General features: G+C 52.7%; 16 protein-coding genes and 1 pseudogene. All 17 read left to right on the forward strand.

The genetic code is table 11. The features are described from left to right. The first annotated feature begins 56 nt into the window (after positions 1–56). The 17 genes and pseudogenes from trpE to ACSFXJ_RS11275 all read left to right on the forward strand — a co-directional run bounded on the left by trpE (position 57) and on the right by ACSFXJ_RS11275 (position 15,245). Positions 57–1,619: an anthranilate synthase component I gene (gene trpE, locus ACSFXJ_RS11195; RefSeq protein ID WP_435925263.1), complete on the forward strand. Its 1,563-nt coding sequence runs from the start codon at positions 57–59 to the stop codon at positions 1,617–1,619. A gap of 20 nt (positions 1,620–1,639) precedes the next feature. Continuing rightward, complete coding sequence (trpD, locus tag ACSFXJ_RS11200) at positions 1,640–2,680, forward strand: anthranilate phosphoribosyltransferase (protein ID WP_435925265.1); 1,041 nt, start codon at positions 1,640–1,642, stop codon at positions 2,678–2,680. Further along, positions 2,670–3,509 (forward strand): indole-3-glycerol phosphate synthase TrpC, encoded by an 840-nt coding sequence (gene trpC / locus ACSFXJ_RS11205; protein ID WP_435925266.1) that lies wholly within the window; start codon positions 2,670–2,672, stop codon positions 3,507–3,509. Before trpD ends, trpC begins: the two co-directional genes overlap by 11 nt. Continuing rightward, positions 3,502–4,140: pseudogene (locus ACSFXJ_RS11210) on the forward strand (phosphoribosylanthranilate isomerase); the annotation flags it as partial. The gene trpC and the pseudogene ACSFXJ_RS11210, both read left to right, overlap by 8 nt. 27 nt (positions 4,141–4,167) lie before the next feature. Further along, the gene (gene trpB / locus ACSFXJ_RS11215; RefSeq protein ID WP_435925741.1) at positions 4,168–5,376 is read left to right on the forward strand and encodes a tryptophan synthase subunit beta; all 1,209 of its coding nucleotides are present in this window, start codon (positions 4,168–4,170) and stop codon (positions 5,374–5,376) included. Beyond that, complete coding sequence (gene trpA, locus ACSFXJ_RS11220; protein WP_435925267.1) at positions 5,373–6,194, forward strand: tryptophan synthase subunit alpha; 822 nt, start codon at positions 5,373–5,375, stop codon at positions 6,192–6,194. The genes trpB and trpA overlap by 4 nt, the downstream gene beginning before the upstream one ends. A gap of 145 nt (positions 6,195–6,339) precedes the next feature. Continuing rightward, positions 6,340–7,437, forward strand: a complete 1,098-nt coding sequence (gene hisC, locus ACSFXJ_RS11225; protein WP_435925269.1) for a histidinol-phosphate transaminase — start codon at positions 6,340–6,342, stop codon at positions 7,435–7,437. A gap of 38 nt (positions 7,438–7,475) precedes the next feature. Further along, positions 7,476–8,573: a prephenate dehydrogenase gene (locus ACSFXJ_RS11230; protein WP_435925271.1), complete on the forward strand. Its 1,098-nt coding sequence runs from the start codon at positions 7,476–7,478 to the stop codon at positions 8,571–8,573. Between the two features lie 304 nt (positions 8,574–8,877). Beyond that, positions 8,878–9,654 carry an SDR family NAD(P)-dependent oxidoreductase gene (locus ACSFXJ_RS11235; protein ID WP_435925273.1) on the forward strand — a complete coding sequence of 259 codons (777 nt, stop codon included), beginning with the start codon at positions 8,878–8,880 and terminating at the stop codon, positions 9,652–9,654. A 29-nt stretch (positions 9,655–9,683) separates the two neighbouring features. Continuing rightward, positions 9,684–10,562, forward strand: coding sequence for an ROK family protein (locus ACSFXJ_RS11240; RefSeq protein WP_435925274.1), 879 nt, complete (start codon positions 9,684–9,686; stop codon positions 10,560–10,562). A gap of 257 nt (positions 10,563–10,819) precedes the next feature. Further along, positions 10,820–11,413 (forward strand): RNA polymerase sigma factor, encoded by a 594-nt coding sequence (locus ACSFXJ_RS11245; RefSeq protein ID WP_435925276.1) that lies wholly within the window; start codon positions 10,820–10,822, stop codon positions 11,411–11,413. Further along, a complete protein-coding gene (locus ACSFXJ_RS11250) occupies positions 11,410–12,012 on the forward strand; it encodes a zf-HC2 domain-containing protein (protein WP_435925277.1) in 603 nt (200 codons plus the stop codon). Before ACSFXJ_RS11245 ends, ACSFXJ_RS11250 begins: the two co-directional genes overlap by 4 nt. A gap of 115 nt (positions 12,013–12,127) precedes the next feature. Then, positions 12,128–12,727, forward strand: a complete 600-nt coding sequence (locus ACSFXJ_RS11255) for a histidine phosphatase family protein (protein WP_435925279.1) — start codon at positions 12,128–12,130, stop codon at positions 12,725–12,727. A gap of 116 nt (positions 12,728–12,843) precedes the next feature. Further along, positions 12,844–13,935: a hypothetical protein gene (locus ACSFXJ_RS11260; protein ID WP_435925281.1), complete on the forward strand. Its 1,092-nt coding sequence runs from the start codon at positions 12,844–12,846 to the stop codon at positions 13,933–13,935. Between the two features lie 94 nt (positions 13,936–14,029). Continuing rightward, a complete protein-coding gene (locus tag ACSFXJ_RS11265; RefSeq protein WP_435925283.1) occupies positions 14,030–14,536 on the forward strand; it encodes a gamma carbonic anhydrase family protein in 507 nt (168 codons plus the stop codon). 23 nt (positions 14,537–14,559) lie between these two features. After that, positions 14,560–14,742, forward strand: a complete 183-nt coding sequence (locus ACSFXJ_RS11270; RefSeq protein ID WP_435925284.1) for an IDEAL domain-containing protein — start codon at positions 14,560–14,562, stop codon at positions 14,740–14,742. A 71-nt stretch (positions 14,743–14,813) separates the two neighbouring features. Then, the gene (locus ACSFXJ_RS11275) at positions 14,814–15,245 is read left to right on the forward strand and encodes a DUF2487 family protein (RefSeq protein ID WP_435925286.1); all 432 of its coding nucleotides are present in this window, start codon (positions 14,814–14,816) and stop codon (positions 15,243–15,245) included. Positions 15,246–15,298: the final 53 nt, after the last annotated feature.

Below are 15,298 nucleotides of genomic sequence, written 5' to 3' on the forward strand. Positions count from 1 at the left end.
CTCTACTTCGGTAGAGGTTTTTTTGTTTTATAACCACGAAAAGGAAGTGAGCTGTAATGACAACCCCGCAAGCTGAACAGGTCATCGCGATGGCCAAGGACTACAATCTGATTCCCGTCGTCCGGACGCTGCTCGCCGATATGGAAACCCCGATCCGCATTTTCCGCAGAATCGCCCAGCGGGAAAGGGCATTTTTGCTGGAAAGCGTGGAGGGAGGCGTCAATTGGGCCCGTTATTCGTTTATCGGAACGGATCCATTTCTGATGATGACCGCAAAAAAGGGCGAGGTTGTCATGGAACGGCAAGGCGTTCGGGAAACGGTAAGGTCGGATCGCCCGGTGGATGAATTAAAAGCAGTGCTGAGAAGCTACCGAAGCCCGGAGCTTCCCGAGTTGCCGCCGTTTACCGGCGGAGCGATCGGATTTTTCGGATACGACCTGCTTCAGTATTACGAGAAGCTTCCGGCGCACCGTGTCGACGACCTGGGGTTGCAGGATATGCAGTTCATGTTTTGCGACCAGGTGATCGTGTTCGACCATGTCAAACAGCGGATCATGCTCGTGGCCAACGTCCATATCAAGGAAGGCGATAAGGACGACGACATCCGCAGGGCATACGCGGAAGCGGAACGAAAACTGGATGAGGCGGCGAACCTGCTGCAGCAGGAGGGACCGGGCGAAAGCTTCAACCGGAGGCCGATTCCCGGGAAGGTGGATCTCGGCGATGTAAAATCCAACCTGACCAAAGAGCAGTTTATCGCAAATGTGGAAAAAGGGAAGGAGTACATCCGGGCCGGCGATATTTTTCAGGTAGTGCTTTCCCAGCGTTTCCATATCGAAACCGAGGTCGATCCGCTTCACGTGTACCGGGTGCTCCGGACAATGAATCCATCCCCTTACATGTACTATCTCAAAATGGACGACGAAATTATTGTCGGTACCTCGCCGGAAGCGCTTGTGAAAGTCGAGGGGGATGTCGTGGAGACGCGACCGATTGCAGGCACAAGGCCCCGGGGGGAGACGGAGGAAGAAGACGCAAGGCTGGAAGCCGAGCTGCTGAAGGATGAAAAGGAGCGTGCCGAGCATCTGATGCTGGTCGATCTGGGCCGCAACGATCTGGGCCGGGTTTCCGATTTTGGTACGGTCAAATGCGATTCCTATATGGAGATCGAGCGTTACTCGCATGTCATGCACATGGTTTCGAAGGTTTCCGGGAAACTCGCGAGGGACAAAGACTTCTTCGACGCATTTCTATCCTGTTTGCCTGCGGGAACCGTGTCGGGCGCACCCAAACTGAGGGCGATGGAAATTATCGCCGAATTGGAAAATGAGGCCCGCGGCACCTATGCGGGAGCCATCGGTTATCTCGGCTTCTCCGGGAATATGGACTCCTGCATCACGATCCGTACGATCGTGTTCAAAAAGGGCAAAGCATATGTGCAAGCCGGAGGAGGCATCGTCTGGGATTCCGTGCCGGAAAACGAATACCAGGAATCGGTCAACAAGGCGAAGGCGCTGCTGACCGCCATCAGGACGGCGGAACAGATGTTTCCGGCTCCACCGAAGACCGATAGTTTGATTAATCAGGATTACCTTTACGAATATATGCCGAAAGGATAATTTAAGAGAGGAGAAGGGCGATGAACGGACAGGAAACGGTGCAAAAAGGGCTAGGACGCTTAATTGAAGGCCATGATTTGGAACGCCTTGAAGCGCGGGGCATTATGGAGGCGATCATGAGCGGCGAGTCGACGCCGGCGCAAATCGGGGGCCTCCTGACGGCTTTGCGGATCAAGGGGGAGACGGTGGATGAGATCACCGGCTTTGCGGAAGCGATGCGGATGCATGCCAGCCGATTGATTACGGAGCCGCGCCAATTGTTGGACACCTGCGGAACGGGCGGATCGGGCATTCATAAGTTCAATATCTCCACGACGTCCGCGATCGTCGCCTCTTCGGTGTCGGTCAGGGTCGCGAAGCACGGCAACCGATCCGCTTCCGGCCGGGCCGGTAGCGCGGACGTGCTGGAAGCGCTGGGGGTGAATATTCAACTCACCGCCGAACAAGCGAAGCGATGCCTGGATGACATCGGCATCTGTTTCCTGTTCGCACAGCTGTATCATCCTTCGATGCGCCATGCCGCCGCGCCCCGGAAAGAGCTTGGTGTAAGAACGGTGTTTAATATGCTTGGACCTCTCACCAATCCGGCCGGCGCCGATCGTCAGGTGCTTGGCATTTACGACGGCAGAAAGACGGAAACGATTGCGCGCGTGCTTCGCGAACTGGGTTCCAAACGGGCCCTCGTCGTAACGAGCGCGGAAGGATTGGATGAAATCAGCATTTCTTCGCCGACCAGAGTGTCGGAACTGAAGGATGGAAATGTAAGCAGTTATGAAATTACGCCCGAGGATTTGGGCCTTCGAACTTACCGGCTGGAGGAAATGATGGGCGGCGATCCTACGATGAACGCCCATATTATCCGCCGGGTGCTTCAAGGGGAAAAAGGGGCGTACCGCGACGTGGTTCTGGCCAACGCGGGAGCCTGCATCTACGTTTCGGGACTTGCGGACAGCATCCGCGAAGGCGTCATCATCGCCGCCGAATCGATCGATTCCGGCAAGGCTTATGCCAAGCTGGATCAGCTTATTCAAACAACGGGGGAACTGGGCTATGTATCTTGATCGGATTGTAGAGACGAAGAAACACGAAGTGGAACGATTGGCCACCGGCTTTTCGCTGGCCGAGGCGGAGCGTGCGATCGGGGACATGGAGCCGACCCGGGGATTTCACCGGGCGCTGACGCAAGGACGCAAGCGAGAGCTTGGATTGATCGCCGAAGTGAAGAAGGCCTCGCCTTCCAAAGGGCTGATCCGTCCCGATTTTCATCCGGTAAGCATCGCCAAAAGCTATGTGGGGGCGGGCACAGACTGCATTTCCGTGCTGACCGATGAACAGTATTTTCAGGGAAGCGCCGCGTATTTGACGGCGATTCGGGCCGAGGTGGACGTTCCGCTGCTTCGCAAGGATTTTATTATCGACGAACGCCAAATCTACGAGGCGAGATTGATGGGAGCGGACGCTGTGCTGCTGATTGCCGCGATTTTGAGCGATGCCCAGCTTCGCGAATATTTGCGGACCGCCGCCGCTTTGGGTTTGGATGCCCTGCTGGAAGTGCACGACCGCGAGGAACTGGAGCGTGCGCTTAGCCTCGGCTCGGCCAAACTCATCGGAATCAACAACCGGAATTTACGGACGTTCGAAACTACGCTCGAGACGACGGCCAGGCTGTCGGAGCTGGTGCCGGATGACGTCACTTTGATCAGCGAAAGCGGCATTCGGACAAAGGAAGACATCGATTATTTGATTCAAGCAAAGGCTAGGGGCGTTTTGATCGGCGAAACGTTCATGCGCAAGGAACGTGTCGAAGAGGGGGTTTTCGAGTTGATGGGACCGGTTTTGCACGGTTCTTCCACTCCGGAGCCCGAAGGGAGCTTATCCTCGAATGAGTGAAACATCCGTAAAAATTTGTGGACTTCAAAGCGTTGAAGTGCTAAAATCTATGATAAACTTGCCGGTCGATTACGTCGGCTTTGTATTTGCGAAAAGCAAGCGCCAAGTTTCCGGTTCGCAGGCTGCAGAGATGGCGGGGGTGCTAAAAACCTGGCAATCAGGCGGTATCCCGGAGAGCGTCGGCGTGTTCGTGAACCCCTCCATGGAGGAGCTGCAAGCTATTATAGACAAGGTCCGGCTCGATATTTTACAACTGCACGGGTCGGAGAGTCCGGCGTATTGCCGGGAAATCAAGGACCGGTTCGGCGTGAAAGTCTTCAAGGCCTTTTCCGTGAAAAGCGACGGCAAGCTTCATGGAGATTTGGAAGTTGCGGCGTACGAAGGAGCTATCGACGGAATTTTGCTTGATACGTACGATCCGCATTACGGAGGCGGGTCAGGGGTAGCCTTTGCCTGGGAACAGGCGGCACCCTACCGGAAATGGGCCAAACAGCGGGGGATTCCGTTTTTGGCCGCCGGAGGTCTGCATGCCGGCAATGTCGGGGATCTGATCGCTTTGATGTCCCCGGACGGTGTCGACGTATCCAGCGGCGTTGAAAGTGACGGAGTTAAAGATATCGCCAAAATCGCGGCATTTGTGGAAAGGGTGAAGGGGAACATGACACAGAATAGGCAGGTACCGGACGAACATGGCCGCTTTGGCCCTTTCGGAGGACGCTATGTACCGGAAACTTTGATGAACGCGTTGATCGAGCTGGAGGAGTCGTACCGGAAGTTTCAGGACGACCCTGAATTCCAGGCGGAAATCGACTATTTGCTGAAGCAGTATTCCGGGCGTGAAACGCCGCTGTATTATGCGGAGCGTTTGACCGAGCATCTTGGCGGAGCAAAAATATATCTCAAGCGCGAAGACCTTAACCATACGGGAGCGCATAAAATTAACAACGCGATCGGTCAGGCGATTTTGGCCAAACGGATGGGTAAGCGGAAGGTCATCGCCGAAACCGGGGCGGGACAGCACGGCGTGGCTACGGCCACGGTAGCGGCGTTGCTCGGGCTGGAATGCAAAGTGTTCATGGGCGAGGAAGATACGAAACGGCAGCAGCTCAACGTATTCCGGATGAAACTGCTCGGGGCGGAGGTTGTGCCGGTGCTTTCAGGCACGCGCACGTTGAAGGACGCATGCAATGAGGCGCTCCGTTACTGGGTCAGCCACGTGCATGACACCTTTTATATTCTCGGATCCGCAACCGGCCCGCATCCGTATCCGATGATGGTCCGCAATTTTCAGCGGATTATCGGAGACGAAACGCGCCGGCAAATCCTTCAGGCGGAGGGACGGTTGCCGGATATGCTCGTCGCTGCCGTAGGCGGCGGGAGCAATGCGATCGGGATGTTCTATCCGTTTGTGGAAGATAAGGACGTGAAGCTGGTCGGCGTTGAAGCTGCAGGTAAAGGCGTGGACACGGAATATCATGCGGCGACGATGACCAAAGGAACGAAGGGCGTGTTCCAGGGCTCCATGAGTTACTTGCTTCAGGACGCTCATGGACAAGTGCAGCCGGCACATTCCATTTCGGCGGGGCTTGATTACCCGGGAATCGGACCGGAACACTCCTACCTGAAAGATATTGAACGGGCAAAGTATTACCCGATTACGGATCGGGAGGCTTTGGACGCTCTGCAGCTGCTCAGCCGGCTGGAAGGCATCATCCCGGCGCTTGAATCGGCTCATGCGGTTGCCCAAGTCGTGAAGCTCGCACCGGAAATGAACAAGGACGATATCATCGTCATTTGCTTATCCGGCCGCGGCGACAAGGACGTCGAGTCGATCATGGCCTATACCGAAGGAGGCGCTGAGCAATGAACGGAGCTGCCGTAAATGCGATGGAACAGACGTTTGCAAAGCTGAAGGAAAGCGGGAAAACGGCGTTGATCCCGTTTATCACGGTCGGGGATCCGGACCCGGAAACGACAGTGGATATTATCGTGGAACTGGAGCGGGCCGGCGCCGACATTCTGGAGCTCGGCGTTCCGTACTCCGATCCGTTAGCGGACGGTCCGGTCATCCAAAGGGCATCCGAGCGGGCGCTTGTCCGCAGGATTACGATCGAGACTTGCATCGAAACGGCGGTGAAAGCGAGAGAACGAGGCGTACGTATGCCGTTCGTGCTCTTCACCTACTACAATCCCGTGCTCCAAACCGGGCTTGACCGGTTCTTCCAATTGCTTCAGAACGCCGGAATCAGCGGACTGATTATTCCGGATTTGCCGTTTGAGGAATCGGAGGAGGTTCTCAGGCTTGCCGATCAGGCGGGTGTCCTGCTTGTTCCGCTCGTGGCCCCTACGTCCGAAAGCCGAATCGCGAAAATTTTATCCCATGCGAGAGGATTCATTTATTGCGTTTCCTCGCTTGGCGTCACCGGGGAGCGGAACTCTTTTCATCAGAACGTGGATGAATTCATCCTGTCCGTGAAAGCGCAGACCGATCTTCCCGTCGCCGTCGGCTTCGGGATCTCCAATCGGGAACAAGCGGAGCGTTTCTCCAAAATTTGCGACGGCGTCGTCGTCGGCAGCGCAATCGTTCGCAAAATCGAAGAGAATTTGCCGCTGCTGCGGGACAATGAAACCAAGGAACAGGGATTGTTGCAAATTCGCGACTTTGTGTCATTATTAAAAATATAAAAAAATATAAGATCAGCAAATGAATAAGATGCAGGCAAGGAAGTAAAATGATTGCGATAAGACGGTCTCGGCCGCAGGAACATTTTACGTACTTGCCTACGCATCTTTTTCAGTCGTACGTCTTATATCGAGGGAGGAACTATACATGTTGCCGAAACCCCAGATCGTCAACCTTCCGGTATACCAGCCGGGGAAACCGATTGAAGAAGTGAAGCGGGAACTTGGGCTCGATGAAGTGATCAAGCTGGCTTCCAATGAAAACCCGTTTGGTTGTTCTCCTCGCGTCCGAGGAGCTATCGAAGCAGAGCTCGCAAACATCAGCCTATATCCTGATGGAAGCGCCGTCGAATTGACCGAAGTGCTTGCCGGGCATCTTGGCGTCGACAAGGACCAGCTTATTTTTGGATGCGGCTCCGACGAAATTATCGCTTTGATCACTCGCGCATTCTTCCTGCCGGGAGACGAAACCGTCATGGCGGACCAAACTTTCTCGGTTTACAAAACCAATGCCGATATCGAAGGCGCGGTAAGCATCGAGGTTCCTTTGAAAGACGGCGTCCATCATTTGGAGGCGATGCTTGAGGCCATCTCCGAGAAGACGAAGGTCGTGTGGATTTGCAATCCGAACAATCCGACAGGAACGATTGTGCCTGACCGCGAATTGCTTTCCTTCCTGGACAAGGTGCCGAAACAGGTGCTGGTCGTCCTCGACGAGGCTTACGCCGAATATGTGACGAATCCGGAATATACAAACGGCATTAAGCTGTTGTCCAAGTATCCGAACGTCATCGTTTTGAGAACATTCTCCAAAATCTTCGGGCTGGCTTCCCTACGGATCGGTTACGGAATCGGACAGCCTGAAATCATTAAGCTGATCAACCGGGTGCGCGAGCCTTTCAACACTTCGCGAATCGGTCAGGCCGCCGCAAAAGCGTCGATTGTCGACCACGAATTTGTTGCCGACTGCCGTGCCAAGAACAGTGAGGGGATTCAATACCTCAGCGAACAATTCGATCGTTTGGGGCTCTCTTACTTTCCGGCCAACGGGAATTTTATTTTGGTGGATGTAAGAACCTCCGCGGTCGAGATGTTCCAGGCGCTGCTGAAGCTTGGAATCATTATTCGGGCCGGTTTTGGAAAATATCCGAACCACATCCGGGTTACGGTCGGTTCGAAGGAACAAAACGCAAAATTCATCGCAGCTTTGGAGCAGGTATTAAGTTCTAGAGGGGCTAACGTCTAGCCAGTAATCACTACTTTTTTCGAAATCGAGTGGATAATATGACAACAACTAAAGTAGCTATATTCGGAGTCGGGCTAATCGGCGGATCTCTGGCGCTGTGTCTGAAGGGGAAACCGGGGATTACGGTCGTCGGACACAGCCAGCGTCCCGGCTCCTTGAACCGGATGATCGAAAGAGGAGTCGTGGATGCCGCCACGCTGTCCATGGAGGAAGCGGCGACGGACGCCGATTTTATTTTTCTGTGCGTCCCGGTCGGTAATTTGGAAGAGTATCTCGAAAAGCTATATTCGCTACCCTTGAAGCCAGGCTGCATCATTACGGATGTCGGCAGTACGAAGGCTTCCGTGGCGGCCAGGGCGCAAAGCTTCTCGGCGCCGGACGTCCATTTCATCGGCGGCCATCCGATGGCGGGGTCAGAGCGTTCGGGAGTGGATGCGGCATCTACTTTGCTGTTCGAGAACGCTTATTACGTGCTCACACCGTCCCCGGGAGTTCCCGAGGAAGTTTATGAGCGGCTGGAGAAGCTGCTGGCCTATACCAGAGCTCAAATCGTCCGGGTAGATCCCGTCATGCATGACAGGATCGTCGGCGCGATCAGCCATCTGCCGCATATCATCGCCGTTGCCCTGGTCAATCAAATCTGCGATTACAACTCCGGCAACGGATTGTACCGTACGCTGGCCGCCGGCGGTTTTCGCGACATTACCCGGATTGCCTCCAGCGATCCTCTGATTTGGCGGGATATTCTCCTCAGCAACCGGGATGTTCTTTTGTCTCTGCTCAGAGACTGGAACGATGAGATCGGCAGCTTTATCGCCATGCTTGAAGGGCGGGACGGAGACGGGATCAGACAAGCTTTCGAGAAAGCGAACCGATTCCGCGGAGAGCTTCCGGAACGCCGGAAAGGCGCTATTACGTCGTTGTTCGATTTATATATCGATGTTCCCGATCATCCCGGGATTATCGGACAGATTGCCACGGAGCTCGGGATGCGACATATCAATTTGAGCAACATGCAGATCATCGAGAGCAGGGAAGACGTACCCGGCGTGATGCGCCTTTCCTTCAGGCAGGAATCTGAAATGGAGAAGGCGAAAGAGCACCTTAATTCGCTGGGTTATTCGGTCTACATTTAGATGAACAAGGCTTTTTAAGCCTTGTTCATAAAAAAATGAAAACGCTTCTAAAAAAGTGTTGACAGAATGAAAACGTATACATATAATAAAAGTACAGTATGGTTTCTCTCCACTCCTATCCAATATCTTTTGCTCGGTAGTGAGCAAGCACCGCTTCTTTGGAAGCGGTTTTTTTTTGCTTTTCGGTGATGTTCGGGTAAGATCTTTTAATATTCCACATGAATTGAATCTTATCTATCGCATTGCTCTTGTCGTTTGGTTTAGAATAGGGTTAGGATGATAAGACGACTAGGAGGTTCGAGACATGGACTTAGGCTTAAAGCATAAAAGAGCACTCGTGACCGGCGGAAGCAAAGGCATCGGACTGGCAACGGCCCGGCTTCTTGCAGCCGAAGGAGCTAAAGTAGCCATTGTCGCGCGTAGCGAAGCGAATTTAGAGCTTGCGGCACGTGAGATCGAGGATCGGACGGGGATTGCCCCGATTTGGATCGCTGCGGATGTTTCGATCCGGGAAGAAGCGGAGCGGGCCGTCCGGGAAGCCTCGGATCGCCTCGGCGGTCTGGATATCTTAATCAATAATGCCGGAACATCCGCGGCCAAACCGTTTGCCGAGACGGATACGGAAAATTGGACCGCGGATCTGGATTTGAAGCTGTTCGGGGCTATTCATTGCGCCAGAGCGGCGTTGCCGCATTTACGAAAGGCCGAAGGAGGAGGAACCATCGTCAACGTTACGGCGATCGGCGGGAAAACACCCGGAGAAGCGTCGCTTCCGACATCCGTAAGCCGTGCGGCCGGACTGGCGCTGACAAAGGCGATGAGCAAAGATTTGGCCGCGGACGGAATACGCGTTAACGCGGTTTGCATCGGGCTCATCCATAGCGACCAGATCGAACGGAAATGGCGGGCGACAGCGCCTGATCTTACTTGGGAGGATTACGCTAGGCACGCCATTCCTTTGGGACGGATCGGTGAAGCCGAGGAGGCTGCCAATGTTATCGCATTTTTAGCATCCGGCGCTGCTTCCTACGTAACGGGAACTTCAGTAAATATCGATGGCGGAAAGTCTGCCGTCTTATAATCAAACATCATCAAAGGAGCGTTTTTAGCATGAACATCGCAGCAATTGAAGCAGGCGGCACAAAAATGGTTTGCGGCATCGGAACCGAGGACGGACAAATTTTGGACCGGGTCAGTTTCCCGACCACGAAGCCTGAGGAAACGGTCGAGCAGATTATTCGTTATTTTGAAGATAAAGAGTTTAGTGCTTTCGGAGTAGGCAGTTTCGGTCCGATTAACGTCGATCCAGCCAGTCCGTTATATGGACATGTTACGACGACGCCAAAACCGGGATGGACGAATTATGACTTTTTGGGTGCATTGAAGCGCAAATTCGATGTTCCGTTCGGCTGGGATACGGACGTTAACGCAGCCGCTCTTGGCGAAGCGACATGGGGAGCGGCTAAGGGGCTTAGTTCCTGCGCTTACTATACGATCGGCACGGGAGTTGGGGTAGGCATTATCGCCGAAGGGCGGCCGGTGCACGGACTGGTTCATCCTGAAGGGGGACACATCCCTATTCGGAAGCATCCGGAAGATTCTTTCGCGGGAAGCTGTCCTTATCACGGGGACTGCCTGGAAGGAGTGGCTGCGGGTCCTGCGTTGGAACGCAGATGGGGAGTCAAAGGCCACGAACTGCCCGAATCTCATCCGGCTTGGTCGCTGGAAGCCTACTATATCGGTCAGGCGGTAGCCACTTCGGTCCTGATGCTCTCCCCGCAAAAAGTCATCCTCGGCGGTGGCGTAATGGGGCAAAGCCATCTGTTCCCTTTGATCCGGGAAGAGGTGCAGCGCACCCTTCAAGGGTATGTCAGCGCGCCGGAGCTGAGCGAAGGGATCGACAATTACATCGTTCCGCCGGGACTCGGAAATGATGCAGGCCTGAAAGGTGCCGTTGCGCTTGGTATTGCCGCGTTGAATCAGCGCTAACCGTTTCAAAAACCTGCCGTCAGGGTACTGTGATCCAGAAGGCCCAAATTTCCGGGAATTTGCCTGCAAGTGGATGAATTTATTTGGAATTCCCTGCATTCGTGGTATAATGTTTGGTGATTATCGGTAAATACTAAGTAATTTAAAATAAAATTTACATAGTAGACCGCAACTTTTTGAATCCTGTTCGGTAATAATGAGAGAGAAGGATCGAACGGGAAGAAGTGCATGGATGGGCGAGGAGGATCGCTACTCAAATGACGGATTCCCAAATGATTCGTGAAATTAAAGAAGGCAATACGGAACTGTATTCGGAGCTGATGCGCCGGTATCAGAGGAAAATATTGGCCTTCGTATACCACATGTTGAAGAGCGCTCATCTGGAGCTGCTCGCAGAAGATATATGCTCGGAAACGTTCTATAAAGCATTCCGCAGCTTGCATTCTTTCCGTGAAGTGGATGCTTCATTTTCCACCTGGTTGTACACGATTGCAAGAAATACGGTGCTCAGTGAGCTTCGCAAGCAGCGCAGCGCCAATATTCCTTTAGAGGAAAGCGGCTTTGTGCCGGTCGCCCCGGGCGACGTGGCTCCTGAACAAGCGATTTTGCGGAGTGAAAAGGTCGGCAAAGTTCGGGAAGCGATAAACAACTTGCCGGAAAAGCAAAGATCCGCTCTTATTTTGCGCGAGTACGACCAGTTGGACTATCAGGAAATCGCCAGCATTCTCGGCCAGAGTGTCAGTGCGGTGAAATCGCTGTTGTTCCGTGCGAGGAGCAGTGTTAAAAGTCAGCTTGAACCCTACTTTTACGAACCGATTTACGAGCATTACGAAGGGATGAAAAGCAGATGAATTGTAATGAGGCCCAAGAATTGTTCGGAATGATCCCCGATTTGCCGGAGGATCATCCACAGCGAAAAATGCTGGAGTGGCATATTTTGGGCTGCGAGTCTTGTGCGGAAGAATACCGAATCTGGATGGAAAGTCTGGATTTCGTTCAAGCTCTGCCGGTCGAAATCAGCGACGAACAAGCGGAAGAAATCAACCGCAGGGTCATGGACCGGATTTATGCGGAATCGCCTTGGCTGGCTCCGGATATCCGGGACAAGGCATATCCGAGAAAGATCCGCCGGCGCGTCTTTATTTGGGCCTCTTGCTTTCTGGTGTTGTTTTTGTTCAGTTCCCTGATATACATGTTTGGAGGACGGACAAGCGACATGATGAAAACCGAACAATTGGCTACCGGCATATTGCCTGCAGTGGTGGCAACTTCGGATTCCGAAATGTCGTCGGGCTTCACCCTTACGCTGCCAAGCGTATCGCGCGGGATCGTCGAACCCTTTGTCGTTCAGCTGGGTCCGGCATATCCTCAATATTGGATGCTTTTATCGATGGCGGGATTGATGCTGGCCGTGGTTTCTTGGAGAGGGATTCGCAGATACCGCAGATAAGATTCAAGGAACAAGATTATAACGCTTCTTTCGACCTAGGCCGAAGTGAAGCGTTTTTTGTTTTAAGCTGATATAATGAATTAACAACCGAGCTAGACCTATAGGAGGGGAAAACATGCTTGTTGGTTTAATCCGTCATGGACTGACCGAATGGAATGCAGCGGGTAGAATACAGGGACAAACCGACATTCCGCTGAATGATGAAGGCCGAAGACAAGCCCGGCTATTGGCGACGAGACTGCTTCAAGACCGGGAATATCAATGGGATTTCGTAATTACTAGCGGTTTGTCTCGTGCGGAAGAAACCGGGAAAATTATAGCGGATGAATTGGGCATTCCCCTTTATGACCCGGATTCACGAATTATCGAGCGGGCTTTTGGCCAGGTTGAAGGTTTGACCCAGCTTGAAAGAGAGGCAAAATGGGGCGCCGATTGGAACCTGCTTGAGCTCGGTCAGGAAAAAGATGAGGATTTGCGAAAGCGGGCACTTGCGTTTTTGACGGATCTGGGAGAAAAATACGGCGACAAAAACGTGCTCGCGGTTACGCACGGTGGTTTGTTGGCCCAGCTGTTAGCGGCGCTGTACCAGGAGGAGTGCACCCAGCGAATCGGCAACTTGGCGTTAACGATTCTCGAGAAAGAGGAGGCCAGCTGGAGGCTCCGTCTATACAATTGCACACGCCATCTAGATGAACTGAAAGAAGAAGTGAAATAGGATCAAGCAACCCGGCATTTTGCCGGGTTGCTTTGTTTTTGCGCGGAAACGTTCAAAAAACGAATAAATTATGAAAAAAATCCCATAATGGTAGTAAAACGGCGAGGCGGGATGATATGAATCTGGCGGACATGCTTACGTATGCCGATATCGGACAGCTCAGCAGAATAGCAAACCATTACCAATGCGAATGCAACGGGAATTCCAAGCACGAATTGATTCAATCGATTCTGCAAACCATCGGGCGCAGGGAGTTTATCGAACATCATGTCGGCGGTATGAGTATGGAAGATTTGCGTTTTCTGAACAGTCTGATTTTTGACGGTCGCCGCCAATTCAGTCTGGAAGAGCTAATCGCCTGTGCACAGCAATCGCGTTTTACGGAAGACGCGAGAGAACGGGAAAGCCCTAGAGACATCATTGCAAGATTCCGGCAGAGAGGATGGCTGTTTCAAGGGACGACCCATCATACCAAATATTTGTTTGAAGTGCCGGAAGACTTAAAACGGCGTTTCCGTGACGCTTTGGAACACCGTTTCAGAGCCGAAGTCGTGAAGTCCGGCGGCGAACCTTCCATGTACAGGGAGGAGCCGGACCTGCTCTCCGAAGACCTGAACCTGTTACTGCAATATATACGGAAGCATGAGGTCCCTCTTAATAATGAAGGGGTGATGTATCGGCGGAACCAGCAACAAATTCTGGAGACTCTGCATATTTCCGAGCCCCTTGTCGGCCGGGGCTGGCGTTTCGGGTACGGCCGCCGCTTCAAGGATTATCCGAACCGCTTTGCTTTGCTGTATGACTATGCCTGCCATGCCAAGCTGATCAAAGAGGATAGGGAATGTTTGCAAGTGACTGCGGCGGGGGAGACGTTTTTGCAGGAAGAGCGACGAGAACCCATGATGCAGTTCGTCGCCTTTTGGTTAAGACTTTATAAAGGGCCGATCCCTAACTTAGTTTCTTTGATTTATTGGATCGAACGTTGTTCCAGGGATTGGGTGACGGCGTCTTCGCTCTTTGCCGGGATGTCGACTCTGATCAAGCCTTTCTATTACGATTCCCCCGAATCGATTTTCGAACAGCGCATCCTACAAATGATGCTGCATCTGGGGATGGTACGCCTTGGAGATAACGGCCTGGGAGAAACCTATCTGCAGACGACCCCGTTCGGCAGGGCCGCAGTTCAGAAGCTGGTGAAAAATCAGTAAAAGACACGTTTTGCGCTCGTTGACAACAGGCGGACGGACTGTTAAAATCACTCCCAATCAATGTGAACGCATTAATCATGGGGGTGTGACGATCATGCTGCTTGATTATCAAGGGAAAAAGCCTATCCTGGATCCGACGGTATTTGTCGCGGAGGGCGCGAAACTGATCGGAGATGTCAGAATCGGCGCGGAATCGAGCGTTTGGTTCAACGCGGTGCTCCGGGGAGATTTGGCGGAAATCGTCATCGGCAATCGGAGCAACATTCAAGACGGGGCGATCGGGCATGTGAATACGGGACAGCCGCTCATCGTGAAGGATGACGTAACGGTCGGCCATGGGGCCATCATTCACGGTTGCACGATAGGCCAAGGCACATTAATCGGTATGGGGGCTATTGTCTTAAACGGAGCCGAGATCGGTGAATATGCTTTAGTAGGAGCAGGCTCTCTCGTCACGGAAAACACAAAATTACCATCCTATACTCTTTCCCTCGGTTCGCCGGCAAGGGTTGTCCGAGAACTGACCGAGAAAGATTTGCAACGAATGAAATTGACAGCGGAAAGCTATGTGATCAAGGGAAAAGAATATAGGATCTCTTAACACTACGGTTGGAGGTGCATCCTATGGATCAGATGAAGGTGACTTATGAAGCAATGCTCAGTTTGGCGGCGGAGATGATTTGGGACGAGGCGTTACGCAAACACCGGTCGGAGCAAATTTACAGCGAGATCGACAATGCTCTGGCACAAGGTGACGAGCAGGCCTTCCGGCTTCTTACGGATGAACTGAAGACATTGGATAAATAAAAAGAATGCCTTCCCGGGCATTCTTTTTTCTTTGTATTATATATGTATAGATAATAAGGAGGAGAGATTGGATGAAATTCAGCGAAGTAGAACAGAAGAGCTGGGAAGAGCTGCGTCCGTACCTGGACACTTGCCTAATTCCCGTAACGGGGTTAACGGGCAAAGAACAGCCGTATGAAGTGACGGGGGCATTGGAAAAGCTAAGGGATGTCATGGATTGGGTGGAAGTACCTTTTCAAGGCAGAATTGTTACATATCCTTCTTTTCAGTATGGAAACAAGGAGATTGCTTCTCAAATCAATGAGGTTTGTCATCACGTCAAACAGGCGGGCTTTAAGTTTGCGATCGTCATCTCGGCCGAGGTTGAACTGGATCGGAACAGCCTGCCTCAAGCCGACTTGGTCTTTACTCCGGCTCAATTCCCGGACGCGGACGATAAATCTGCAAGCTTGCAAATCAAGAGCGAAATTCAACGGTTGTGGCAAGAAGGGAGCAAGGGTTGATTGTGACAAATTATCGACACTTTTGAGGCGTTTCCCTCCGAATCGTGGAAAAG

The organism is Paenibacillus salivarius (assembly GCF_051307165.1).
Taxonomy (GTDB): Bacteria; Bacillota; Bacilli; order Paenibacillales; family Paenibacillaceae; genus Fontibacillus.